We start from the raw sequence: 26,050 nt of genomic DNA, 5'->3' as shown, positions 1-26,050 counted from the left end.
CACAAACTGATATGCGGCCGCAGAGTTGGGCGTTTGCCCCGGTGTCGCCGCGCGGCTGAACCGCCACCGCTGCGGCGGGTACCACAGTGACCCGGCCGTTCCCCCACCCCGTGCGCCGGTAACCTGCCGTCAGTCCACCATCCATCCACCCCAGGAGTCCCTTTGAACTGGCTGCACGCCATCCTCCTCGGCATCGTCGAGGGCATCACCGAGTTCCTCCCGGTGTCCTCCACCGGCCACCTCAACATCGTCGAGAAGCTCCTCGGCTACGAGATCAACTCCGCCGGCATGACCGCCTTCACCGCCGTCATCCAGGTCGGTGCGATCATCGCCGCCATCATCTACTTCTGGGCCGACATCGTCCGCATCGTCACCGCCTGGTTCAGGGGACTGAGCAACCAGCAGGCCCGCCAGGACCCCGACTACACGCTCGGCTGGGGCATCATCCTGGGATCGATCCCGGTGGCCGCCGTCGGACTGCTGTTCAAGGACTTCATCGAGGGGCCGGTCCGCTCCCTGTGGGTGATCGCCGGAGCCCTCATCATCTGGTCGGGGGCCATGTGGCTGGCCGACCACCAGCAGAACCTCACCAAGGGCATGAAGGACGTGACCGTCAAGGACGCCCTCATCATTGGCGCATTCCAGGCCCTGGCCCCGGTGTTCCCCGGTATCTCCCGCTCCGGGGCGACGATCTCCGCCGGCCTCTTCCTCAAGTTCGACCGGGTGACGGCCACGCGCCTGTCCTTCTACATGGGCATCCCGTCCCTGGTCGCAGCCGGTCTGCTGGAGGCCGCAACGGAGGCCAGCACCATCAGCAACACCGTGGGCTGGACGCCCACCATTGTCGCGACCGTCGTCTCCGGTGTTGTCGCCTACGCGACCATCGCCTGGCTGCTGCGCTTCGTGTCCTCCAACAAGTTCACGTCCTTCCTCGTCTACCGCGTGCTGCTGGGCCTCATCATCATCGCCCTGGTCTCCGCCGGCACCATCGCCGCCTGACGAAGCCCGTCTCACCGACGTCGATTCCTCTCCGCCGGCATTCTTCACGTGGGGCAACGGATCTTTCCGTTGCCCCGCGTGTTTTCTGTGGTCCTCAGCGTCGGGCTCCTACGCCGTACGAATCCTGCTTCTGCGTCGTCCTCCGCTTGTACGATAGGCGGCACGACCACCCCCTGGGGTAAGCACACACTCACGAGCCGCTGAGGGAGTCGGCTAAGGACATCGGGGAGTTTCGTAGCATGACCGCACGCCACCCATCCGCTTCTCCCATGCGTATTCGCTTCGGAAGTCGTCCCGCAATCGCCGCAGGTTTCGTCAAGCGGCAAGGGCAGGATGAGCTCTTCGAGGCCGTCTTCGCTCGCGCCGAGCCTTGCACAGTTCTGATGGGGATGCGGGGAAGCGGCAAGACTCAGCTGGCCGCTGCGGTTGCGGCCAGGTGCGAGGAGGAGGGCTGGCCCCTGGTTGCGTGGATTCATGCGGCCTCACGCAAGCACATCATTGCCGGTCTCTACGAGCTCGCGCTGCGGATCGGTATCGATGCGCCGAAGAACATCCCTCTGGAGGTGATTGTTCAGCGTCTCCTGGATCGGCTGCGCTCAGCAGAGGCAGCGGACCGCCTCTTCGTCTTCGACAACGTGGAGAATCCCGACGACCTGAGGGACCTCATCCCCGAGGGTGCTGGGGTTCGGACCCTCGTCACCACCCCGCGTCACTTCGACTGGGACGGCCTGGGGTGGCTGCGGTTGGCGGTGGGCGCCTTCGATCGGGAGCAGTCGGTCTCCCTCCTGTGCGAGCGCACCGGTGACACTCACCGCGAAGCTGCTGACCGGATCGCGGATGCGCTGGGCGACGTGCCTGTCGCCATCACCCAAGCCGCCGCGACAGCACAACAGGGTGGATACGCCTTATCCGGCTACTTTGACAGGCTGAATCATCACTTGCTCGAGTCAAACATGAGTCGCCTCGAGGGTGCCAACTACCCCGACGCCGTCGGCATCGCACTGCTCATGGCCTATGAACAGGCCCTGGAGCAGCTCAGAACCACGCACCCTCAGCAGGAGAGGATCGCCGTATCGCTCCTCGGCGCGCTGTCCCTCCTGGCTGCTTCCGGAGTGCCGACTCACTGGCTCTTAAGGCTCGACGGCGACTCCGATGCAGTACGCGACACCTTGTCTGTTCTGAAGAGTGCTTCCGTCATCCGTGAATCCAGCGACGGCGAGAAAACCTTCATTCACTGGCTCCAGGGACAGGTGTACCGGGAAACCTACCTCAATGACCAGAAGAAGCTCGGCCAGGCGCGTGGGTGCGCCGCATCAGTTCTCAGAGGGATTGACGTAAACCGCCTAGAGGATGGTGAACAGCGGCGAGACGAGACCCACCATCTCATCGAGCAGTTTCTCTCAGTCACATCACAGGAATACTCTCATTCACTGTTTTCTGAGCCACAGGTGTCTTCAAAGCTCGCCGAGACACTGCACTACGCGACCAGCCTTGGGATGTCGCAGCTGGCCCTTGGCCTCACTGACTCCGTGACCCGGGCCTGCGACGTCTTGGGCCCCGACCACCCCGACAGCCTCACCTCACGCAACAGTCTCGCCGGCGTCTACCGGGATGCGGGCAGGCTCGACAAAGCCATCTCCCTGTACGAGCAGATCCTCGAGGACTCCATCCGCGTCCTGGGCCTCGACCATCCCAGCACCCTGACCTCACGTTTCAACCTCGCCGGCACCTACAGAGCGAGCGGCAGGCTCGACAAAGCCATCACCCTATACGAACAGGTCTTCAGCGGCCGCAGCCGCGTCTTGGGCCCCGACCACCACAGCACCCTCACCGCACGCGACGAACTGGCCGGAGTCTACTGGGAAGCGGGCCGATTCGACGAGACCATCACCCTGAAGAAGCAGATCCTCGCAGACGCCATGCGCATCATGGGCCCCGACAGCCCAGGCGCCTCGGCCGCACGTCTCAACCTCGCCGCTACCTACCGGGATGCGGGCAGGCTCGACGAAGCCGTCGACGTGTACGAGCAGATCCTCGACGACGTCGCCCGCACTCTGGGTCTCGACCATCCCGACACCCTCACCGCACGCAACCAGCTTGCCGGTGCCTACCGGGATGCGGGCAGACTTGACGAGGCCATCGCCCTGTATCAGCAGAACCTCACCGACTTCACCCGCCTTGTGGGTCCCGACCACCCCCACACGCTCAGCTCGCGCAGCACCCTCGCCAGCACCTACCGGGATGCGGACAGACTCGACGAGGCCATCTCTCTCTTCGAACAGGACCTCGAAGACCGAACCCGCATACTGGGCCTCGACCACCCTCGAACCTTGGCTTCACGCCACAGCCTCGCCGGCGCCTACCGGGATGCGGGCAGACTGGACGAGGCCATCCCCTTGTTCGAGCAGAACCTCACCGACTTCATCCGCATTCTGGGTCCTGACCGCCCCGACACCTTCACCTCACGTAGCACGCTCGCCGGCGCCTACCGAGAAGTCGGCAAACTCGACGACGCCATCTCCCTGTTCGAGCAGAACCTCATCGACCGCACCCGCACCCTGGGACCTGCTCACCCTGTCACTCTCACCTCGCGCGGCAACCTCGCCAGCGCCTATCGCGCCGCTGGAAGAATGGAGGATGCGGAGAAGCTCTTCGGGACGCCGTAAGAATTCTGCTTCGACGCCACTGACCGCCTGTACGATAGCGGCATGGCCGATCCCCTCTCCTTCGCTGTCCTGTCCATGACCACCAGCCTTGCCGGGCTGGTCATGCGCGGAGCCGCTGTGGCCGTTGATCCTTCGTGGAGCAGCGCGGCGTCACTGCCAGGTGATGCCCTCAACGCATGGCGCAGCCTAAGACGTCTGCAACAGGGGCGAGGTGGACAGGAGAATCCGCTGGAAGCGCCCATCAAGTCTCGACTTCAGAAGCAGGTGGATGCCGCCGGCGAGCGGTACGAGCGGACCGGAGTCGCCCAATCCACCCTGGCTGGAGCCGTCACCGAGATGGAGGTGGCGCTCAAGGAGCTCAGCGGGGACGACGCCGCAGTCCTGGAGGCGGTGCGGTTCCCGGATCACTTCGAGGCCTACCTCCGACGGCGGACGGCCGGCCGCCGCCAGAACGTCGAGGCAGCAGCCGAGTCCTTCTTCGATGACCTGACCCGCATCGTCGCCGAAGAGTTCATCCATCTCGCACCAGGCTCATGCGGTTTCGATAGGGCCGCATTCAAGCAGCTACTCACAGGCTCGGATCAGCTTATTGCCGGGCAGGAGCAACTGTCGAAGGGGCAAGCAGAGACTAACGACCGTTTGAGGGAAGTGGCTACCGGCACCAAGACGATGGCTACAGATATCAAGGAGATCCGTAGCGCGGTCACTCGAAACCAATCTGCCCCTCCCACGCGGATTCGCTTCGGTAGCCGCCCCAGGGTCAGCGCAGGCTTCGTCAAGCGAGAAGGGCAGGATGAGCTCTTCGATGCCATCTTCACTCGCGCCGAGCCTCGTACGGTGCTGACGGGGATGAGAGGAAGCGGCAAGACTCAGCTGGCCGCTGCCGTTGCGGCCAGATGCGAGGAGGAATGGCCCCTAGTCGCATGGATCAATGCAGGCTCACGTAAGGAACTCATTGCCGATCTCTACGAGCTCGCACTGCGCATCGGTATCGATGCACCGAAGGACATTCCTCCGGAGACTATTATTCGACGCTTCTTGGATCAGCTACACTCAGCAGATGCGGCGGACCGCCTTGTCGTCTTCGACAACGTGGAGAACCTCGACGACCTGAAGGGTCTCACTCCCAAGGGCAGCGGAGTCCGGGTAATCATCACCACCACACGTCGCCTTGACTGGGACAGTTTGGGATGGTCACCGATGGCAGTCGGCGTCTTTGATCGCGAGCAGTCGATCGCTCTTCTCTGCCAACGCACCGGTGACGCTCATCGCGATGCAGCCGACCAGATCGCAGAGGCGCTTGGCGACCTACCTGTCGCCGTAACCCAAGCCGCGGCAACAGCCAAGTGGGGACACTACTCCCTTTCAGAGTATTTCATAAGATTGAGCACCCACTCGCTCGAGTCAAGCATCAGTCGCCTCGAGGGCGATGACTACCCAGACGCCGTTGGGGTCGCGCTATTCATGGCGTACGAGCAGGCCTTGGAGCAGTTCAGAACCAAACACCCACAGCAGGAGAGGAATGTCACATCACTCCTTGACATACTGTCTCTCCTCGCCGCCTCCGGAGTGCCGACTCACTGGCTTCTGGCGCTCGAAGATGACTCCGACGCGGCACGAGATACCCTGTCATTCCTGAAGAGATCATCAATCATTCAAGAATCCACGGACGGCAACAAGACCATCGTCCACCGCCTTCAAGGACAAGTTTACCGCGAAACCTACCTGAGCGAACAAGGGAAATTTAACAAAGCATGCATATACGCAACAACCATCCTCGACAAGATTAACATAGGCCAACTAGCTAATTTTGAACAGCAGCGACAGGAAACACGAAATCTCGTTGAACAAATAGGCGCGGTCACATCTCAAGACCACTCTCGCCCATTATTTTCCGATCCAGATTTCGTCGTAATACTCGCAACGACGATACGGAATGCAGCCGACCTTGGGATGCCACAACTGGCACTTACCCTCACTGATTCTGTTACGCGGGCGGGCGACACCCTTGGCCCCGATCACCCCAGCACCCTGGCCTCACGCAACAACCTCGCCGGCGCCTACCGGGATGCCGGCAGGCTCGATGAGGCCATCGCCCTGTACGAGCAGATCCTCGAGGACCGCACCCGCATCCTGGGACCCCACCACCCCAGCACCCTGACCTCACGCAACAACCTCGCCTACGCCTACCAGGACGCAGGCAGACTCAACGACGCCATCACCCTGTACGAGCAGAACCTCAAGGACCTCGAAGGCCTCCTGGGCCCCGACCACCCGGATACCCTCACCTCACGCCACAACCTCGCCTACGCCTACCAGGACGCAGGCAGACTCAACGACGCCATCACCCTGTACGAGCAGAACCTCAAGGACCTCGAAGGCCTCCTGGGCCCCGACCACCCCCACACCCTCCAGGCACGAAACAACCTCGCCAGCGCCTACCAGGACGCGGGCAGACTCAACGACGCCATCGCCCTGTACGAGCAGAACCTCAAAGACCGCACCCGCATCCTGGGCCCCGACCACCCCCACACCCTGACCTCACGTCTCAACCTCGCCAGCGCCTACCGCGCCGCGGGCAGACTCGACGAAGCCATCACCCTGCACGAGCAGAACCTCAAGGACCTCGAAGGCCTCCTGGGCCCCGACCACCCCCACACCCTCCACGCACGCAACAACCTCGCCAGCGCCTACCAGGACGCAGGCAGACTCAACGAAGCCATCACCCTGCACGAGCAGAACCTCAAGGACCTCGAAGGCCTCCTGGGCCCCGACCACCCCCACACCCTCCACGCACGAAACAACCTCGCCAGCGCCTACCAGGACGCAGGCAGACTCAACGAAGCCATCACCCTGCACGAGCAGAACCTCAAGGACCTCGAAGGCCTCCTGGGCCCCGACCACCCCCACACCCTCCAGGCACGAAACAACCTCGCCAGCGCCTACCGCGCCGCGGGCAGACTCGACGAAGCCATCACCCTGTACGAGCAGACCCTCACCGATCGCACCCGCATCCTGGGCCCCCACCACCCCGACACCCTGACCTCACGCAACAACCTCGCCAGTGCCTACCGGGATGCCGGCAGGCTCGATGAGGCCATCGCCCTGCACGAGCAGAACCTCATCGACCTCACCCACATCCTGGGACCCCACCACCCCAACACCCTGACCTCACGCAACAACCTCGCCAGTGCCTACCGGGATGCCGGCAGGCTCGATGAGGCCATCGCCCTGCACGAGCAGAACCTCATCGACCTCACCCACATCCTGGGACCCCACCACCCCAACACCCTGACCTCACGCAACAACCTCGCCAAGGCTTATCGTGCCGCCGGCAGATTCGAGGATGCGGATAAACTCTTCGAGACGCCGTCGGGCTCAGAGGACGAGCAGGACGGCACCGAGGAGGACCCAGCTCAGGAGGCCGGCGACTGACCGCCACAGGCCGCCGTTATTGATGTCGGTGGGCTGTGAGACAGTGTCGGCATGCGGATCCTCCATACTTCCGACTGGCACCTGGGGCGCACCTTCCACGGGCGCGTGCTCGATGACGCGCACGCCGCCTTCGCCGACCACCTCGTCGAGCTCGTCGCCGCCGAGTCAGTCGATGCCGTCCTCGTCGCCGGGGACGTCTATGACCGGGTCATCCCGCCCAATGACGCCGTCGCCCTCCTGGACGAGACGCTGCGCCGCCTGACCGAGCGCACCCGGGTGGTCCTGACCCCCGGCAACCACGACTCCGCCCGCCGCCTCGGCTTCGCCGCCGACCTCATGCGCGAGGGCCTCATCATCCGGGCCCGCACCGCCGGCCTCGACCGCGGCATCATCCTTCCCGACGCCGACGGCAACGAGGCCGCCATCGTCCACGCCCTGCCCTACCTCGACCCCGACGCCGCCCGCGAAATACTCCCGCCCCTCCTCGCCGAACGCCTCGGCGAAGAGACCTCCACGAAGCACACAGCAGGGGAAGACCAGGCCGAGGGTGAGGGCACCACCACTCAGCCCAACCCGCCGGAGCGCCCGCGCCTGCCCCGTTCCCACGAGGCCGTCGTCTCCGCCGCCCTGCGCCTCGTGGCCGCAGACCTGGACCGCCTACGCTCGGCCCGCAGCCGGCGCCTGCCGAGCCTGCTCATGGCCCACGCCTTCGTCGTCGGCGGCGAGGCCTGCGAGTCCGAGCGAGACATCCGCGTCGGCGGCATCGACTCCGTGCCCTCCGGCGTCTTCAACACCCTGGGCGGCTCGCCCCTGGCCGAGCGCAGCGGCGGCCTCGACTACGTGGCCCTCGGCCACCTCCACCGGCCCCAGGAGCTCACCCGGCCCGCCGGCCCGCGCCTGGTCTACTCCGGCTCGCCCCTGCCCTTCTCCTTCGACGAGGCCGAAGGCGCCCGCAACTCCGCCACCAAGTCCTCCGTCCTGCTGGATCTCAGCGCCGACGGCGTCACCGGTCTGGAGCGCATCCCCACCCCGGTCCTGCACCAGGTGCGCACCCTGACCGGCACCATGCCCGAACTCCTCTCCCCCGCCTTCGACGACGCCACCGGCGCCTGGGTGCGCGTCATCCTCCAGGGCGAGCGGCCACCCGGCGCCCTGGCCACCCTCAAGGAGAGATTCCCCAGCCTCCTGGCCTTCCAGCACGAGGCCCCCACGCGCACCGCCCGCGAGCGCATCGCCGTCACCGCCGCGGCCGACCCGCTGCGCATTACCGAGGACTTCTTCGACGACGTCTGCGGGCGCGCCCCCAAGCCCTCCGAGCGCGGCGTCCTGCGCAGCGCCTATGAGTCCGCCCTGGCGAGCGCGAGGAGCGAGCGATGAGGATCCACTCCCTGACCATGACCGGCATCGGCCCCTACGCAGGGCGGGAGCACATCGACTTCGACGCGGTGGGTGCCTCGGGCCGATTCCTGCTCACCGGCCCCACCGGCTCGGGAAAGACCACCATCATCGACGCGATCGTCTTCGCCCTCTACGGGGACGTGGCCGACTCGGCCGACTCCTCCAAGGAGCGCATCCGCTCCACCCTCGTGGGCCCGCACACCGAGAGCGTCATCGAGCTCGTCTTCTCCACCGGCGCCGGCGTCTACCGGGTGCGCCGCACCCCCACCTACGAGCGGGCCAAGCGGCGCGGCCAGGGAACCACCACCCAGAACGGCACCGTCAAGCTCTGGCACCTGGCCGAGGTCGGCGGGGAGCCGCTCGATGAGCCCGTCACCCGCGTGGGTGACGCCGACGCGGAGATCGCGCGCGCCGTGGGCTTAAGCCGGGAGCAGTTCACGCAGACGGTCGTCCTGCCGCAGGGCAAGTTCGCCCGGTTCCTGCGCGCCGACTCCTCCGAGCGACAGCACCTCCTCAAGGACGTCTTCGGCACCGGCATCTACGACGCCATCCAGGACGCCCTCATCCAGGCCTCCCGGGACGGGGCCCGGCGGGTCGAGCAGGCCGCGGCCGACCTGCGAGGGCAGGTCGCCTCCCTGGGACGGCACCCCCTCCTCACCGAGGCCCCCTCCCCCACTAGAACCACAGATGCCGGCGAGGAGGCCGACGTCGATCAGGCAGTTCACTCGGAGGACTCGTCACCGGATAACTCGTCTCAGGAGCTCCCATCCGGAGGGACCCAGGAGGCGCTGCTGCTGCCCATGGATGACGCCGGCCGTACGGAGCCTCAGGAGGCCGACGACGCCCCCGCCCCGGCACCAGCCCAAGCCTTGGAGGCGGCGATGGCCGGAGCCGCCCCGGACCTGGTGGCTCTTCGCCGCATCGGGGCTGAGGTTCTGGAGGCCTCCCACAACCGGGTCGCATCGGCCGACGCTCGCTCTGAGGCGGCAGGGACGGCCCTCACTCGGGCGCAGTCGGCTCGTGAGGAGGCCCAGAGCCTCCACGACCTCCTCGAGCGACGCCGGGCACTGATCGAGGAGAAGGAGCGGCTGGCCGAGCGCGCCGAGCAGGAGGCCGACGACGCCCGGCGTCTCCAGGCCGCCGAACGAGCCTCCCGGGTGCGGCCCTACCTGGTCGCCGAGCAGGCCGCCCACCGCCGCGCCCAGCAGGCCGTCGCTGCACTTGCCTCCCGTGCCGACCAGAGCGGCCTGGCCCACCTGGCCGAACAGGCCGGAGTCACCAGTGCCGGCAGCGCAGAGGAGGCCACCGGCAGCAACACCCACAGTCATGGTGCCGCGGTGACGCCCGCCGCCCTCGTCGAGCCCCTGGTCCGTGAGGCGCAGCGCCAGCTCGCCGCCCTTGAGGATGAACCCAGCGAGGCGAGGGCCGGCGATGCCGAAGTGGACACGGCCCCACAGAACTCGGACGCGGCAGAGCCCCCTATAGCGGCCGGCGAATCGGAGTCGGACCGCGCTGAGGCCCTGAGCCCCCGCGGCCTTGACGACCTGGCGCACCACTGCCGTCGCGAGCACGGGCAGCTCGAGACCCTCGTGGACCTGGAGGCCGGCCTCCCTGAGCGCGAGAGCGCCTTACAGCAGCGGGAGGCGGAGCTGCAGCGGGCCGCCGGCCAGCTGGAGCAGCGCGCGGAGAAGCTCGCCGAGCGCCCCGCGCAGCGCACCGCCCTGGTGGAGACGCTGGAGGCGGCACGCGCGGCCCACGAGCGCCTCGACGGCCTTCAGGACCGCCGGGCCCGGGCCGAGGAGCGCCACCGGGCGGCCCTGGCCGTCGGGCAGCTCAGCGCCCAGCTCGCCCAGCGGGACGATGCCTGCGCTCAGGCAGCGGCGCTCGCGCGGGAGGCGACCGAACAGGTTCGTGCCACCCGTCTGGCCTGGATCTCCGGGACCGCCGGGGCGCTCGCCGGTGAGCTCACCGAGGGCGAGCCCTGCCCCGTGTGCGGCTCGACCACGCACCCCTCCCCCGCCTCCGCCGGCACCGATGGCGCCACCCGGCAGCAGGTCGAGGCGGCCGAGGAACGCCAGAAGCAGGCCGACGAGGCGCTCAGCGGCGCCGTCCGGGAGCGCGACGCCTGTGCCACCCGGCTTCAGGAGGCCCAGCGCACCAGTGACGGTATGGATGCCCCCGCCGCCAAGGAGGCGCTGGAGGCGGCCGCCACCGCCCTGGCCACGGCACGGGCCGCAGCCGACGGCGTCGAAGAGCTGGTCGAGCGGCTCGACGCCTTCGATGCCGGCACCGAGCAGGAGCGCGCCGCACTCGATGCCGCCCGCTCCGCCCAGGAGTCCGCCCGCAGCCGCCTGGAGGCCGAGCGCGAGGCCCTCGCCCAGGACCAGCAGCGCTGCCTGGAGGCGCGCGGGACCTGGCCGAGCGTCACCACCCGCGCCGCCGCCCTCCTCGTGCGGGCCAAGGAGGCCGAGGACGCCTCCCAGGACGTCGACACAGCCCGCACCGCCCTGGCCCAGGCCCGCAGCGCCCTGGCCGACCTGGCCTCCGCGCTGACAGAGGAGGGCTTCACCAGTGTGGCCCAGGCAACGGCGGCACTCATGGAACGCGGCGCCATCGAGGCCCTGGCGGCCAGCGTGCGCGCCGCCGCCACCGCCCGGGAGCGGGTCCGCCTGGGCCTGGAGGACCCACAGATCGCCGCCCTGAGCGGCCAGGAGGAGGACCGCCTCGAGGCCGCCACCGCCGAGCTCGCCCAGGCGGACGCCGCCGCCCGGCAGGCCGCCTCCACTCAGGCACGCACCGCCGAGTCCCACGAGCACCTGCGCCGGGCCGTCGACGGCGTCGAGCAGGCGGCCACCGCCTATGAGGAGGCGGCCGGCTCCAGCGCCGACCTCATCCGGGTGGCGAACCTCGCCCGCGGGGAGAACGAGGCCGGCACACCCCTGGCCACCTGGGTGCTGCAGGCCCGCTTCGAGGAGGTCCTCGTCTTCGCCAACGAGCGCCTGTCCCAGATGTCCTCCGGGCGCTACGAGCTCATCCGGGTCGCCGAGGAGACCAGCCAACGCCGGCGCCGCAAAGGACTCGGGCTGGCCGTCGTCGACCACCTCGGAGACGAGCGCACCCGCGACCCCCGGACCCTCTCGGGCGGGGAGACCTTCTACGTCTCCCTGTCAATGGCCCTCGCCCTGGCCGACGTCGTCTCGGCCGAGTCCGGGGGCGTGAGCCTGGAGACCCTCTTCATCGACGAGGGCTTCGGCACCCTGGACGCCGACACCCTCCAGGCGGTCATGGCCCAGATCGACCACCTGCGCGCCGGTGGGCGCACCGTCGGCATCGTCTCCCACGTGGCCGAGCTGCGCGACCAGATCGCCGAGCGCATCGCAGTGCGGCGCGTCGCCTCGGGCGGCTCCACCCTGAAGGTGACCGCCTGAGACGACGCGCCGCGAACGCATCCTGCTGGCCGGTGCCGACCCAGCGGCCGGCACCGGCCAGTGGCCCTAGAAGACGCTGCTGCTGGACTCGATGGTGATGGTGGGATCGCCGCCGCCCTCCGGCAGCTCCACCTTCCCGGAGAAGGTGAACTTCGCCTTGCGGGGGCTGGGGTTCTTGTCGAAGGTCGTCGGCTTAGGAGACCCGGAGATGCTGATCTCGTCGGAGGTGAAGGACAGGTCATTGCTGATGTCCTTGGAGAACTCCACCTTCGTGGCGTCCTTCTCCACCGACAACGAGGTCATGTCCGTGGTGAGCTGGAAGGGGCAGGGCTTGTCCGAGTTCGTCGGGACGGTCGCGCAGGTCTTCGTCTGCTCCTTGACCTTCGCCAACGCCTTGGTCTTGAGCTCGTCAGTGGGAGTGGCATTCACCGTCTGGGTGCCCACCGACTCCGCCTCCGCGCTCGCACCCTCACCCGTAGGAATCAACGTGAAGGACGTCTCCTTGGCAGTGAGGTACTTGCTGACAGAGTCCGGCGCCGCCACCGGGTAGACACCGGGGTAGGCGACCTGGGTCGAGCGATACCCACTCAACCCGTCTTTATCCTTGGCCATGTCGATGGCAACCCCTGCGACCTTCAGCCCCGGAAGCGCGGAGGAGCTGAAGTCCGCGGAGACCACGAGGGGCTTATCCACCTTCCAGCTGTCCAGCCCGAAAGAGCCCGACGTCTTCGAGGCGGTGAAGTCGTACTTGAAAGCCTTCCCATCCAGGGACAGGTGAGCCTTGATCGTGGCGGTGTCACCAGTGATGGTGGGCTCCTCGATCTTGGTGACCTTGATCCTCGCCTTGGCGGCCTTGAGGGCGTCGTCGGTCAACAGCTTGCGCTGGTCGTTGGGGACACCGGGGTCCACCATCTTGGTGGCCTCAGTGGCCTTCCCCTCCGACAGGAGCGTCAGGTAGCTCTCGACCGCCTTGTCAGGGCCACGCATGCCGTTGACGACGTTGAGCGCGACGACGCCGGCCACCACCAGTGCCACCACGACTCCGAAGGCAGACAGTCCCAGAATGACCTTCTTGCGCGAGGCCGCACTCATCGGGGCGGGCTCGGGCAGCTGGCCCGAAGCAGGCGCGCCTGCAGCCGCACCGCCGAAGCCGGGAGCCGGGGCCTGTGAGGCCGGCGTGGTCTCCACCCACTGGCCGGTCGCCGGGTCCATGGAGAAAACGGCACCGGTGGTCGGGTCCGTGGCGATGCTGGCCCCGGTGGCCGGGTCGGTGCTGTACGCCCACTGCTGGGCCGACGACGTCGGAGCCACGCCGGAGTTGCCCGCACGCCAGGCCGCACTGGCCTTCTTCCCACCGGCCAGCTGCAGCACTGCCGGGAAGGAGGAGTAAGCCCACAGGGGGAGCATCTCCGCCAGCACCGAGATGATCGCCGCGACGACCCCAACCAGGAGGAAGGTCAGGGCGTTGGGCTGCAGGCTCACAGACATGTAGTGGCCGGATCCACCGCCCGAGGAACGCATCGGGGTGTCAGCGCCTGAGAAACGCAACGGAAGCAGCCCGTAGAAGACGATCGCCCCCAGGGCCAGCGCCACGAGCGGAAGCTGCCAGACGCGCTGCCACTCGGTCCGCCCCGTGCGGGAACGCCTGACACCCACGCGCAGCGCCGCCGCCACGATGGCCACGATCATGGCCGCGAACAGCAGGATCGACCAGCTGCCGAACCAGGTCCAGGCGTAGGCGTCGCCGCCGTCCTTACCGCCCAAGGACGGCAGGAAGTAGGCCAGGGCCGCTGCGGCCTCACTCTTGTCCAGGGTGATACCTCCCAGGGATCCCATGCCCAGAGCAAGCAGCACCAGGTTCGGCAGGAGCACCGGCAACAGAAGAATCGAGGCGAAACCCGACCCCTGGATCAGTACCGCAGCGATGTAGGCGACGATGATGAAGATCCCCAGGACCACGCCCAGTGCGGTGCTCAAGGCGCCCAGCTCACGGCTGATCTGCACCACCGGGCTCGGCAGGCGCTCGAGCAGCGACCCGCCGCTGCGAGCCACCACCAGCGCGACGAAGACCACCACAGTCACCAACAGGATCGTCATCAGCGCGGAGGAGGAGACCGTCATGACCTTCAGCCCCATCATCGTGGCGGTCATGGAGAACGGTGCCGTCACCAAGCAGGCCACCAGGGCCACAGCCAGAGCCTCGGCTCCGGCCCGCGCCAGGGTCGGGACCAGCGGGGCTGCCGACCCGTCAACCGCGGCTCGGCGGCGCGCCAGCCAGAAGACCCCGATGCCGGCGGCGGTCAGCGCCCCCATGGGCAGCAGCGTGAAGGTCAGGGTGACGGTCTCGTAAGAGTTCGACCCTGACATGACGAACTGCCCGCCCAGGCTCCAGCCCATGAGCAGCGGCAGCGTGGAGAAAGTCGTCGGGAACATCTTCGTCGAGTCCATGGTCGACATGGCCACCAGCGTGAGAATCGCGCTGATGGCTGCAGATCCGAGCACGATCGCCAGGCTCAGGGCCGTGGAGGTCAGGCCCGGGCCGCGGAACCAGGCGGTGAAGGTCTGCGCCAGGGGCGAAGGCTGAGCGGCCTGCCCGGGCTGCACGAATCCGCCTTGAGCCTGTGGCACCGGCGCTGCAGGAGCGGTGCCTGCGGCGACCGGGGGCACAGGGACCTCGGTCGCGCTGTACGCCTCGGGCACGGGGGCACTCGGCGGAGGCGGCACGGGCACAGCAGGGAAGCTGCCGGTCTCCGGCCCCGACGTCGTCGGGGGCGCAGGGACTGGAGCCTCACCAGTGCCATACGAAGGGTCGGGAGGAAAACTGCTGTTGGACACAGGTCTGCCTTCGATAGGGAATCAAACACGGCAGTTTTACCTCATAGAAACCGGCCGTGCACCAGTTTCGTGACCCGATCTTGATATGCGATCCGCACCGTCCGCGAATGAGCACGGTCATGCCCGTCCTCGGTACGCCCAACGTCCTACCGCACCTGAGCCCTAGCCCTGGCCTCCGGCCGAGTCTCCCTCACCCTGCTGGCCGTCGCCGCCTTCCTGACCGCCACCGTCCTGGGAGCCGTCCTGCTGGTCCCCGGACTGGTCGGTCCCCTGCGAGTCCGTGTCCGACGGGGCCACACCCTGCTCGGCGGCCTTGTCCTTGACCGTGTTGAGGATGCTGATGAGGTCGTCCCGTCCCGGGAAGGAGACCCCGGACTGCAGCGCCTTGAGCGCCTGGTCGACATTGCCGATCTTGAGCTGACCGGAGAAGCTCTCCGCCTCGGCCAGAGTGTGCGTCTTGAGCACGCCCGCCCCGTAGTAGATACCCGCTCCTGTGGCCACCAGGGGCAGGAACAGTGCCGCCAGGACCAGCAGGGCGGCAGGACCCTTCGGCTTGGCCCTGGCCAGGGCCGAGCAGGACACGAGGAATGCGACGAAGGCGAGCACCGCGCCACCGCCGACGGCACCGATGGCGGCCCAGTTCGGCGTCCAGCTCTGAGTCGAGAGGATCTCGAAGACGTGCAGCGTGCTCAGCAGCGTGTAGGTCCCCCACCCCAGGGCCCCGCAGGCCACGAGCACCATGATCGTCCCCACCGGCAGGGCGGCGGTACGACGGCGCTCAGGCGGGCGCGGAAGCACCACCGGGGGCTCCGGCTCGGGCTCGCCCCAGGTCTCCTGCACCGGCATCTGGGAGACCATGCGCCTCGCGGGTTCGGGGTCGGCGTAGACCGGCTCAGCCGGGTAGACCGGCGGCGTTCCCATGGCCATCGTCTGCGGCGCCGCGGGCATGGGCTGAAGGACCTGCGTGTACTGGCCGCGCTGGTCCGGGGAGGCGGCCAGCTGCGGGGTCGACGTCGAGGGCGGCAGGTACCCCCATCCTTCCCCTCCCGGCGGCATGGCGATGGCCTCCGTGGCCTCCGGCAGCGCCTCCAGCTGGTCGAGGTCGATCCGCTCGGTGGGCCGTCCGCGATCAATGTGATCGATGCGGCCGGTACGGTCGACGGCCGCATCCGCCTCTGCGTCGTCGTCGAACTGCGGCCCACGGGAGAGAGGACGGGACACGATGAGGCTCCTTGCCAGAGGGTACCGATGGGGTCTCTACGACCCCGAGGCTACGCCACCGGCGCCCCGGACACGAGGAGCCGGCGGCCTTGCCGAGTGCGTCACAATGTCAGGCCCCTGACGTGCATGCCCCACAGCACCGGATCGAGAACCCTGAACGGAGAGATACCCCGTTCGGTGAGCTGCTCGTTGTGCCTCGGAGACTCACCGACCGCAGACACAGCGAAGTGCCGATAGTCATGGATCTGCCGGTTCGTCTTGGCCTGCTCAGCCAGGAGCGTCACCGACTTCTCTCCGATCAGCTGGAAGAGCGACCTCACCTCAGCATCCAGGAAGTCGAGGTCCTCCATGAGCAGCCTACCGGCGTCAGGCTCCTGCATACCAGCCAGGATCATGGTGTCATCCCGGTTGACGTGTGCCGCCGGATTGGCCAGCGCCGGCGCCATCGGGCTCATCGCCTGGGGCAGCTGGTGAAGGGAGTCGAACTTGGAGACCGTCAGGGCCAGGAGCGCCCGACCGGACTCCATGAGCCCCATGATCGCCGGCAGCACCTCCCCGGATCGCGCGCCCAGTCTTCCCTTATCGACGTCCGGAATGATGCCGGAGAGCACCTGACGCACCGAGTCCAGCAGGATCGGGTCGAAGAGGAAGATGACCAGGTCGGCTCGATCGTGGAAGCTGAACGCGGGCGGCCGACCAGTGAGGTTCTCCATATCCTCGCCCGGAACATCCCGCATCACGATGTACAGGCGCCCCGACCGAGCCCCCGAGACCTCCCAGATCAGAGGATCGCTCTCTAGGAAGACCCCCACACCCAACGGGTGGGTGCCCTCCATGGCCACATTCTCCTTGAACAGCGGCCGATAGTACACGGAGTTATAGGCGTCCTGGGTGCGGCGCGTGTACGGCTGCACCGTGCACGCCCTCTCCTGCGCATACCGACGCAGCACGTTGACCATGACGGCGATATAGACGGACTTACCCGCCCCCCGCGCTCCCGTGATGGCCATGGTGAACACGTTGGCATCGCGCCAGCCCTGCGGAAGGTCTCGATGGCAGATCCTGCAGATTTCCTGCACGCACATCGACTGGCAACGCCGACACTTCACCGCGCTCGGAAGAACCTTGACGTCCTGCCTCAGAGTCTCTCGATAGAAAGGAGTGCGCTTCGTCTCATAGCCGGCGTAAGCGGAGGCCTGGGGGTCCGGGACCTCGGCACACCCACCGGTGCACCTCAGGAATATCTCGGACGGAGAGATCGGAGTGAAACAGTAGGGGCACGCAGAACTCATGATGACGTTCCAATCGACACATTAGATGAAGCGGGCTGAGCGAGCCAGTCCAGAAGGGGGTCCATGGTGGCGAGAGTCTGCGAGGTGAAAGCCGCATCCTCCCGCAGAAGCTCGTTCCACGCATCACCATCGGGCACGAAGTAGGGCGCCCCGCTGTGGGGGGCCAGCGCACGAACGATCTCCGGGCTGCCCAGGACAAGGCACTCGCAGCGCCCCGTCTCCAAGGGAATGTCAGTGACGACGATGCGCCTGCCCCGGGCATCGGGGTCCACCTGCACTGAGCCGATCCCGCCCATCCCCCTTGAAGACGCATCGACTGAGCCACCGACGCTGAGGGAACGCACGTGAGGTGCCGCGATGCCCAGGGTTGCGTACAAGTCGGCCACAAAGTCCAGGAACGACTCCACGCGGGGCCGGTGCTGCACCATGGATGCGGAGGCGTCGAGGATGACCTCTGTGACCGTTGGCATCAAGGACGCCCCGGACTCCTGCCGGCGCTTGGCGCACCAGCCCCCCAGCCCGAGCGTCGCCACGCCTCCCTCACCTGGACGGACACGAATCGCGTCATCCTCCAGCGTGAGCTGGAGGAGTGGGGCGCTGGCCTGGCCCGCCACCGGGATTGCCCTGATGAGGTAGGCGTGCTCTCCCCCGGCGGCGTCGAAGGACAGGTCGACGACGCAGTCGCCGGGGAAGGCCTCCTGGGATGACACGTTGGCACGAACGATGACGGGCCGCTCAGCCGACACCGCTCTTCCGGGAAACGCGACGGCATCGCGCGAAGCCCCGAGATACTTCGGAGCGCTCGAGGTCCCCACAACCTCCAGGGTGGCGGGCACGGGAGCGACCAGGCCGATCTCCAGAGCACCCCGGTTGCTCACCGAGAACTCCCTCCACTGCCCACTCGCGAGGATGTCAGGCATTGGCTTTCCTTTCCCACAGCAGTCTCAGTGTCATCTCAGTATCCTCCGACGGCTTCCGGAACCACGACTCGCAGCAGACAGCAGGGTCTTATCGACCCAGCGGCGGGCCCCGGCATCATGATCAAACAGGTCATAAAGAATCGGTCGCCACAGCTCGACCGCCCCAGCCCCGCCGCGAGCGATGACAGCACGAGCTGTCGCTAAAGCTGCATCATGCTTACCTGAGAACAGGGCGGAGGACTCCATTTCAGACTGCCTCAGCTGACTCACCTGCTCATCAGCTTGAGCCACCATGCTTTCTGACATGCGAACGCCGCTGCTGAAATAGAGGTTCCGGACCAAGGGCTGCATCAGCACACCCGGCCCGTTGTCATCATCGGAGATCAGGTACTCCGGGTGCCGTTGGAGAATATCGGGAAGCTCCGCCATCACCTGCTCCAGATTCTGATTCACCGACCGAACCTCGGGGCCGTCCCCTTTCCAGACGACGCCCTCAAGAAGAATGCGCTTGCCGCTCCAGACTCCGGCCAGCAGCACCGCCAGGGCCTTGACCATTGCCTGACGCACCGGTTCGCGGCCGAGGTCGTGATGGTGAGCCGCCAGTGCACAGAAGGCGCTCAGCACGTTGCCAGCATAGTGCAGAGCCTCAACGTCGCTACGACGGCTCATCAGAGGCATCCCTCGACTGAGCACGACCAGGCTCATGGCAGCAGATGGGGAGAAACGGTGATTTATGCCGATAGTCAGGGAGCGATCAGTGAATCCGTAACTTTCGAGATGAGTCCGGGCCACCTTATCCGCATTCTCCGAGTCATACCTCCTGGCCAAGACCTCGGAGAAGATCTCGTGGAAGTTCTGACAGCCATGAGGGAGGTACTGCAACATATCGGGCGTCGCCTGCTGCGACAGCACCTCGACCACCGTGGGTTGAAGACTGAAGAGTCCCCCCAAGCGCCCCAGCGCGCGGCATGCCCTGCCGGCGTCCTTCCCACCAGCGGCGAGCTGCGTCAAAGCGACCTGTGCTTCGATCTGTACTCGATTCCCGGGCTCGTTGTCCTGACTCAACCAGTCCAGGACCTCACGACTGAGACTGGGCAGGACCCTTAGTCGCCCAGAGTGCTCCTCGCTATCGAGCTGCCAGCTCACCCGGTCGGCCAGCAGGCTACGGCTGAGCGATGTCGCAGGCACAGCAAGAATCTCACGCTGCTCACGAGAACCGTAGGCGGCCGGCTGCATCATGTCGGCACATCCCTGCAGGAGGACATCGCATGTCCGGGTCGAGACGCTGACGTGCTCTCGGAGCATACGGTCCAAGACGCGCAGGCCCCCCGCAGTGCCCGGCTGCTCGGCCTCGACACGCTCTTTGGCCTGCGCGAGTGCTGCATCGACCGTGGACCGATGCTCCGGCATCCCGCTCCACTGACGCAGGCAACGGTTGGCCTGCTCGGAGACGGGGCGTTCGAGGTCGGTCATCCACCGGACCTCGCGGCACGCGGCATCGAGGTAGCGTTCGCAGAGCCCACTGACGAGTCCACTCACTGGTGCCCACCGGGGAATCCGAGACAGGCGCGCATACCAGGCGGCGGGGTTCTGCGTCGCTGAGCCGAGTACGCGATCAGTCACCACAGCTGCGAGGTAGTCATTACCGACCATCGACCTCGGGTAGCACGACACGAGCTCCACCTCGATGAGCTCCGCCTCATCCTGTGCGCGCGCCTCCTCGTCCTGTGAAGAACTCGGCGTCTCCTCCTGCTGAGGCTCGAGGAGCCCAGGATCGCAGGCCTCGGCCGCGGCCAGCGGCCACCCCGGGCTGAGATCGGAATGATCGGGCAGGAGGCTGAGGACGTCCTTCATTCCTTCGTAGGCGGCGACCCACGCTCCCAGGTCCTGACTCATCAACGCCACCAGGCGTCCCCACGACGTCGTCGGCGCCGGCTCGACAGCGCCGCTCTCGTTGGGGTCGATGACGACCAGGCCCGGTCGAGACTCCCCCATGTTCGTCAGGTCCTGTCTCGGAACGCAGGCCACGTCGATACGAGATTGTAGGAGCATCTCGACGTCCGAGGGCGTCAGGATCCTTTGGAGGACGGAGTAGCTCAGGTACCGTCCGGTGGCCGGGGCGCAGGTGCGCAGCAGCGCCCCGATCCACAGGGCGGCTTCATCGGTCGAGGACACTGCGAGGACCACAGTGTTCCTCCTGCGTGCCTGGTCAGATGGCACGCCATCCCATTGGGCGCGGATCGTCTGGAGCAGCCCCGGCTCGAGAGCGTCGGCCATGGCAACCAGGGCCGGGCTCCGCGAGCCGTCGGCCAGGAACTCGGCTACCGTGTCGTCGTCGACGCTGGCGCCGGGTCGCAGCGACGCCGGGTCGGGAAGCTCCGCCTGCCTCACCTGCTCGGGCCCGAAGGGAGTCACCCAGCCGGGTGATCGCCACAGGTCAATGGTTCGTAGGTCGGGCGCTGGTTCGTGGTGCTTGGCAAGCACCACATGGGTCATGGTGTTGGGCCGTCCCGTTGTGTCGTTCCCCGCCGGAGCGGTGTGGACGAGTACCAGGCCCTCGTCCGTCCAGAACTGTGCCAGGCGTCGATCAGCTGCCGCCACCTCCTGTTCCGTGGGGAATCCGGACAGGGGCGTGACGGGATTGAGGGTGGGGTCGATCAGCGCGTAGAGCGTGCTTGCATCACCGTCACTCAGGCCGGCAGTCTGCGTCATCGTCTGCCACCCCGAGCGTTCTACCCCGTCAACGACATGGTCGACATTGGTGTAGAGAAGCTGCTCGCATCCCGACATCAACCCGACATTCGGATCAGAGTCGTCTCCCACCAGGGTCACCCCCTCTTGATGAGAGCAGACAGGGAAGGATCGACCAGACCGAAGTGCTCGAGCGCCAGATGCCGAGCCTTCTCGTCAATGGCGCTCAGTGGATAGGAGTCGATAACCAGCCTGAAGTATCCGGCAGGGAATTTCGAGTGATCGAACCATAGTGACAGCGGCTGGCCGTTAGGCGGCACCTGGACGGACGTTTCAGCCTGCGGGTGGTTGTCCTTGGTGGGGCGCTCCAGGAACAAGTTGACTCGCTGCCCGTCAGCGGCGTGGAGAGGAAGGTGCGAGGGGTTATGAAGCAGGGCCAGTCCGATGGCTCCCGACTGATCTGGGACCCCCCTGAGGGCCTCAACGGTGATCTCCACGACGGTGTGCCCGAAACGCGCCACCGCTTGACGCATGAAACCGCCCATGACCTTCACGTCGCCCGGCCACTTGAGAGAGTACTGGTAGGTCCACAAGGAGGGAACCTCAATGCTCACGGGCGGTGAGGAGATCTGGGTGCCGGACATGTAGGTGATCGCATTGAGGTGGAGGCGCCCGCCGGGAGCGGGCAGGCCGTTCTTGATGACGCAGCCGCCATCAGCCTGGTAGTCCTCATGGGTCACGGACATGAAAGGCGCTGCCGAGGCATCGAACGGAGCGTCCAGAGCCGTCATGCGCAGTTCGACAAGAGTCGCATCGCCCGGCCAGGTGAATGTCACCAGATCCCAGTTCAGACGGCGAGTCAGCGTGACGTTCTCGATGCTGGTGGCACGTTTGCGCTGGACGGTCGTGCCGATCGTCACCTCCCCATCACCGTGGAAGGTCACCGGGGTGAAGTAGATGGTGTCCCACTCATGCCCGTCCGGCCATGGAACCGCAGAGATCGTGCGCAGCTGCCGGGCCGAGGTGTCGAGCTGCTCGATGCCTGCGGCCGCAGTGATGGCCGCGTCCTGGGGAAGGCCCGCGTTCGCCAGTGCTTCCTCGGGAACGGTGGCTCGATCGGATGCCGCCGGGTCCACAGGCCTCTGGGTGCGGTAGACCGTCACGGAGGACTGAGACAGCTGGGTCCACGTCAGTCGCAGAGCCGACCCGCGTGCCGGGTCACTCCCTTCGTCGTCAGCAATGCCCAGGTCGACGATCTTCTCGCGTTCCACCTCGGGAGTGATCTGCTGGCGCATCGGCGTGGAGGTGTAGGTCTCCCCGGAGATCTGGGCCTCGACGGCGGCAACGTAGTTGTACTGCTTTCCCCCCACGAGATTCTCAGAGTCCTGAAATCCTGCTCCATTGTTCGGGATCTCGCAGCTGAGCCAGGCACTCCCGCGCAGATAGCGCCCGACCGATTGCTCCAGAGGAAGGCGGGCGGTGCGCACCTTCACCGTGGCCCCGGGGGGAGCCACCGGAGGTTCCCAGGAGGCGTCAACGCACCGGGACTCGGAGTTGAAGCTCAGGGACCACTGCGCCACGGGGTGAACGACGACGCGACTGGCGACTCGCCGGCACTGCCCCAGATACTTCTCGTCATCGCCGAGGCGCTCGTAGCCCCATACGGTGACGAAGCGCACGGCCGTTGTCCATGGGGCCGAGTCCAGTGCATTCAGCCCCTCAGTGACGGCCACCTCGTCGAAGTCATCCGGGCTGTAGGGGTCCTCCAGGTCTGAGATGACCACCCGATAGACCTCGGACTGTTTCGCATCGGGCCAGGTGTAGCGCAGGCTGCCTCCGACGTCACTGACGGTGACCGAGACTCGCCCTCCCTCCTCAGGTCGGTCAAGATCCTCACGCGAATAGTCGTAGGCGGGAAAGATCCACTCGATCGTCTCCTCATCGGAAGGGGCCTGCGGCGCCTGGTCCGGCTCCGGCGTCGGCTCCTCGTGGGTGTCCTCCTGCGCGACGGGAACATCGGGCGAGGGGGCGTTCCCGGACGGAGTCTCGCCGGCGTCGGCTCCCTGCTCCCCCGGCTGGACGCTGACCCCCTCCTTGGGACCGAACCTCTTGTTGAGCATGAGCGCAACCGGCAGGGCCACGGTCATGGTCAGCTCATTGTTCCCGTCCAGCACACGGTCAACGATTTCCTGAGGGGAGAAGACCGTTCCGCCGTCAACATCCTTTCCGGTGAGCATGAGGGACTTCCATGACGAGGCACGGAGGTGCTGCTTGACCTCTTCAGGTGCCTCGTTCATCCATTGCGTCATTGCATGCGTGAATTCACGAAAACTGATAGCCATATTTGAGTGTCCTCAGGGTCGGTATGTGAGGGGAGACAACGGGCTCAGTGACGCTGCCACAGTTGATGTGCTCAGGTGCGGCCCGTTGCCCGCTAGTACTCGAGAGGACCGGACAAGGGTTCCGGCCCTGCGGGCGTATCGCCCGGAGCCCCGTTGGAGGAGGAACCGGCGCTGCCAGGAGGCGCCATCTGGTCCCGTCCGACGTTGAAGTAGTCCATCCCGGCGAGCGGGCCGCTCGGGCTCTGGTCGTGATCCGGGTAGATGAAGTCAGCCGGCGCAATCGGGTTCGTGGTTTCGACCAGCACCATCGTGGGAGACAACCCGTCGTTCCACTGGCTGAGCCAGGACTGGTCGGGCACTGTCAGGGACTGCGGGCCCGAACGGGCCACCGGCCCGAGAACATCGAGCACCACTGATCGTGAGCCCCCGGTCGTCAGATCATGGCAGTAGGCGGAGACCTGACGCCGCTCCCCCGAGGGCGTCATCACCGTGAGCCGGGGGTCGGGGCCCTGATCCCCCGAGAGGATCGCCAGACACTTCTGCCAGATCTGACTCGCCTGGGCCGAGCGCACCCCCTTGGTCTGCAGACCCTGCGCCCAGTTGCTCAAGGCGCTTCCCGCCTCACCGGACTCCGCCGTCAGCACCAGCTGCCGGGTCGCAAGACGGTTGCGCTGCTCAGGGTCCAGGTCCGCGCCAATACCGGCACGCATCGTCTCCCAGGCCTGGGTGAGCCAGCCCACGGTGAAGACGTTCGTGCGCAAGGAGGCAGCGGCGTCGGCGAGGTGCTCAGGCGAGGCTTCTGCCTCGACCCGCTGGATGGCATCAGGGAGCACAACCTTCTGCGAGCTCCGGTCGGGTCCTGTGTCACGGGCCCCGAGCGGGTCCTCCAAGAAGGCCGAGACGATTGTCGCCCAGCGCCTGAACTGTGAGTAGGCGGCCCCCTGGGCGGCGAGGTCCTCTACCGCCAGCCGAAGGTTCGCGGTGAGCAGCGGGATGCGTTGGTCTCGTTCCTCGATCCTGAACAGGATGCGGAAGACCTCACGCTGCTGCGAGACGAAGGTTGATATCGAGACGGCCAGCCACCCGATGACTGTCACGACCGCAAGGAGCGCGAAGTACAGCCAGCCAATGCGGCCCATGGTCTTACTCACCACCAGGACCGCCAGGACGATCACGAGGACCAGCAGGAACAGACGCAGGATCCTGGCCAGCCTGCGCTGGCGCTGCTCCAGCTCCCCGCCGGGCTCCTGCCCGAGAAGCGACTGGAGCTCGTGGGACAGCGCGGCGACGTCGTTCCTGGTGGAGGTGAAGCAGTTGGAGAGAACGGCGCCCAGGCGCGGCAGAAGGCGACGGCTGTTGTCGGCTCGCCACCGGTCTATCTCCGCCAGCTGGCGTGCCGCCTCTGGGCCCTGGGAGTGCTGGGACTGGGAGAGCTGCTGCAGATAGGTGCGGACGCGGTCGATCTCGAGCTGGTCCCAGGAGTGGAGCACGGTGCCGGCCGGCAGGTCGCCCAGTGGCTCGGTGATCTCGATGCGACTCCTCGGGCCGGGAGGTGCGGCGATGGCATCACGTCGCGGCAGGTACCCCTCGTAGGCCTGGATGCCCAGCGACGAGTGGGCCGAGCCGTCCAGCAGGGCGATCGTTCCTGAGACCAGGTCCTGCCACAAGGCCCCGAAATCCCGTTGGACGGGTTGACCCGACCGTGGGAAGTCCGCGGGCAACGTGTCGCTGGCACGCTTGGCGGCATCGGTCAGCTCGTTCCAGCCGACGGTCCGCCCGTTGGAGTCCACGCCTCCGACGACGACCTGTACCGCGGATCCTTCACCGAAGACCGCCGACGCCACTCCAGAGGCGATGGAGGCCTTGGCGGCCCGAACACGGCTGCGGAGCCATTCACCGGGAGCTCCGATGAGCGCCTTGACCAGGAAGGAGAAGAAGAGCTTGAGCGCCTCGAGGGCCCCCATGCGGCGCGCACCGGCGCGTTCGGGCATCGGCACCTGAGGACGTCTCAACGAGTGGATGTGGCGCTCCTGCCAGGCCTGTGCCACGGCGGCGACCCTGGCCTCAGGATCCGCATACGCCGGGACCCGGACACCGGTATCGGCGCGGGTGGGTTGCGGGAAGCTCTCTCCGACCTCAGTGACCTGACGGCGCAGCTGGTCCTCCACGCTGTGGGCGTCAACGATACGGACGAAGCTGCGCACGACGTTGATGTCGTAGGAGACGTCTTCACGCTGTCCGTCATGCGGCGCCGCATTGACGGCCCCGCACAGACCGGCCTGCACCGCCAGACCGACCGCGGCTGATCCCGGTACCGTCTCCGGCCTGGTCCACCACGGGATGGCGCTGTAGGCCGGATCGGATGTGGACTCCGGGGAGAGCATGATCTTGCGCCAACCGATGCGCCCCAGCTCGGCGGCCAGCGGCTGCGCGGAGTAGGGAACGATAACGCGCAGGCTCTCCCGGCGCGCGTGCTGCGGCACCCCAAGGAGCTGATAGAACTGCTCCGCGCTGGCGGGCAGGGCGTCCTGAGCGGGATGCCCCACAGGAACGACGACGAGCAGCCGGACCGTTTCCAGGTCATGGCGGTTGACGATCCGGGAGAAGGTGCTCACTGTCACCTGCCCGTGATCGACCCACACGGCGACGGGGTCGTAGCGGTCCGCTGCCTTGTCCGGCTCGCCGTCGCTCTCGATCCAGGCGAAGGGAGCGAGCAGCCCAGCGGCGGACAGGTCGACAAGCGCGGACAGAACAGGCCGTTGGCTCGGCGGAGCAACGAAGACCGATACAGACCGGGACTCGGCAGGCCCTGATGATTCCATG

The 26,050-nt window shown here is 66.8% G+C and carries 13 protein-coding genes and 1 pseudogene; 5 read left to right on the top strand and 9 right to left on the bottom strand.

Translation table 11 applies throughout. The features are described 5' to 3' along the window. Positions 1-162 precede the first annotated feature (162 nt). A complete protein-coding gene (locus AXE84_RS08110) occupies positions 163-999 on the top strand; it encodes an undecaprenyl-diphosphate phosphatase (protein ID WP_060957514.1) in 837 nt (278 codons plus the stop codon). Positions 1,000-1,238: 239 nt separating this feature from the next. Further along, positions 1,239-3,665: a tetratricopeptide repeat protein gene (locus AXE84_RS08105; RefSeq protein WP_060957513.1), complete on the top strand. Its 2,427-nt coding sequence runs from the start codon at positions 1,239-1,241 to the stop codon at positions 3,663-3,665. 186 nt (positions 3,666-3,851) lie between these two features. Here the strand turns inward: AXE84_RS08105 and AXE84_RS13310 are convergent, their stop codons facing one another. Further along, positions 3,852-4,184 (bottom strand): hypothetical protein, encoded by a 333-nt coding sequence (locus tag AXE84_RS13310; protein WP_236750232.1) that lies wholly within the window; start codon positions 4,182-4,184, stop codon positions 3,852-3,854. Positions 4,185-4,514: 330 nt separating this feature from the next. Here AXE84_RS13310 and AXE84_RS08100 point away from each other — a divergent pair, with 330 nt between their 5' ends. Genes AXE84_RS08100 through AXE84_RS08090 form a run of 3 tightly spaced genes read left to right on the top strand, consistent with a single transcriptional unit; the run spans position 4,515 to position 11,926 of the window. Next, a complete protein-coding gene (locus AXE84_RS08100; protein WP_236750221.1) occupies positions 4,515-7,100 on the top strand; it encodes a tetratricopeptide repeat protein in 2,586 nt (861 codons plus the stop codon). 51 nt (positions 7,101-7,151) lie between these two features. Next, entirely contained in the window at positions 7,152-8,477 is a 1,326-nt protein-coding gene (locus AXE84_RS08095) for a metallophosphoesterase family protein (RefSeq protein ID WP_060957511.1), read from the top strand. After that, positions 8,474-11,926, top strand: a complete 3,453-nt coding sequence (locus tag AXE84_RS08090; RefSeq protein WP_060957510.1) for an AAA family ATPase — start codon at positions 8,474-8,476, stop codon at positions 11,924-11,926. The genes AXE84_RS08095 and AXE84_RS08090 overlap by 4 nt, the downstream gene beginning before the upstream one ends. A 66-nt stretch (positions 11,927-11,992) precedes the next feature. On the opposite strand, the gene AXE84_RS08085 is transcribed toward AXE84_RS08090, so the two are convergent. The 8 genes and pseudogenes from AXE84_RS08085 to AXE84_RS08055 form a co-directional block, all read right to left on the bottom strand. Further along, positions 11,993-14,530: a hypothetical protein gene (locus tag AXE84_RS08085; protein WP_236750028.1), complete on the bottom strand. Its 2,538-nt coding sequence runs from the start codon at positions 14,528-14,530 to the stop codon at positions 11,993-11,995. Positions 14,531-14,923: 393 nt separating this feature from the next. Beyond that, positions 14,924-15,982: a hypothetical protein gene (locus tag AXE84_RS08080; RefSeq protein WP_060957508.1), complete on the bottom strand. Its 1,059-nt coding sequence runs from the start codon at positions 15,980-15,982 to the stop codon at positions 14,924-14,926. Positions 15,983-16,083: 101 nt separating this feature from the next. After that, on the bottom strand, positions 16,084-16,992 hold the full coding sequence (locus tag AXE84_RS08075; RefSeq protein WP_236750027.1) for a hypothetical protein: 909 nt from the start codon (positions 16,990-16,992) through the stop codon (positions 16,084-16,086). A gap of 278 nt (positions 16,993-17,270) precedes the next feature. Further along, positions 17,271-18,194 (bottom strand): hypothetical protein, encoded by a 924-nt coding sequence (locus tag AXE84_RS08070; RefSeq protein ID WP_060957506.1) that lies wholly within the window; start codon positions 18,192-18,194, stop codon positions 17,271-17,273. A gap of 30 nt (positions 18,195-18,224) precedes the next feature. Further along, positions 18,225-20,471 (bottom strand): hypothetical protein, encoded by a 2,247-nt coding sequence (locus AXE84_RS08065; protein WP_150116263.1) that lies wholly within the window; start codon positions 20,469-20,471, stop codon positions 18,225-18,227. A 150-nt stretch (positions 20,472-20,621) separates the two neighbouring features. Then, positions 20,622-20,984, bottom strand: a pseudogene (locus AXE84_RS13515) (hypothetical protein); the annotation flags it as partial. Between the two features lie 38 nt (positions 20,985-21,022). Further along, positions 21,023-23,182, bottom strand: a complete 2,160-nt coding sequence (locus AXE84_RS08060; RefSeq protein ID WP_208854549.1) for a hypothetical protein — start codon at positions 23,180-23,182, stop codon at positions 21,023-21,025. A 137-nt stretch (positions 23,183-23,319) separates the two neighbouring features. Continuing rightward, positions 23,320-26,049, bottom strand: a complete 2,730-nt coding sequence (locus tag AXE84_RS08055) for a hypothetical protein (RefSeq protein ID WP_060957503.1) — start codon at positions 26,047-26,049, stop codon at positions 23,320-23,322. Position 26,050: the final 1 nt, after the last annotated feature.

It is taken from the genome of Actinomyces oris, from assembly GCF_001553935.1.
GTDB lineage: Bacteria > Actinomycetota > Actinomycetes > Actinomycetales > Actinomycetaceae > Actinomyces > Actinomyces oris_A.
Note: the sequence above shows the minus strand (reverse complement) of the source record. Positions and strands in the feature narration are given on the sequence as shown.

What these genes read in the sequence shown, in the direction of transcription:
- AXE84_RS08075 (WP_236750027.1), bottom strand. Translation starts at nt 16,992, where the DNA reads ATGGCCATCACGGGAGCGCGGGGGGCGGGTAAGTCCGTCTATATCGCC.
- AXE84_RS08105 (WP_060957513.1), top strand. Translation starts at nt 1,239, where the DNA reads ATGACCGCACGCCACCCATCCGCTTCTCCCATGCGTATTCGCTTCGGA.
- AXE84_RS08095 (WP_060957511.1), top strand. Translation starts at nt 7,152, where the DNA reads ATGCGGATCCTCCATACTTCCGACTGGCACCTGGGGCGCACCTTCCAC.
- AXE84_RS08070 (WP_060957506.1), bottom strand. Translation starts at nt 18,194, where the DNA reads ATGCCTGACATCCTCGCGAGTGGGCAGTGGAGGGAGTTCTCGGTGAGC.
- AXE84_RS13310 (WP_236750232.1), bottom strand. Translation starts at nt 4,184, where the DNA reads ATGGATGAACTCTTCGGCGACGATGCGGGTCAGGTCATCGAAGAAGGA.
- AXE84_RS08060 (WP_208854549.1), bottom strand. Translation starts at nt 23,182, where the DNA reads ATGAACGAGGCACCTGAAGAGGTCAAGCAGCACCTCCGTGCCTCGTCA.
- AXE84_RS08065 (WP_150116263.1), bottom strand. Translation starts at nt 20,471, where the DNA reads ATGGCCGACGCTCTCGAGCCGGGGCTGCTCCAGACGATCCGCGCCCAA.
- AXE84_RS08055 (WP_060957503.1), bottom strand. Translation starts at nt 26,049, where the DNA reads ATGGAATCATCAGGGCCTGCCGAGTCCCGGTCTGTATCGGTCTTCGTT.
- AXE84_RS08100 (WP_236750221.1), top strand. Translation starts at nt 4,515, where the DNA reads ATGAGAGGAAGCGGCAAGACTCAGCTGGCCGCTGCCGTTGCGGCCAGA.
- AXE84_RS08090 (WP_060957510.1), top strand. Translation starts at nt 8,474, where the DNA reads ATGAGGATCCACTCCCTGACCATGACCGGCATCGGCCCCTACGCAGGG.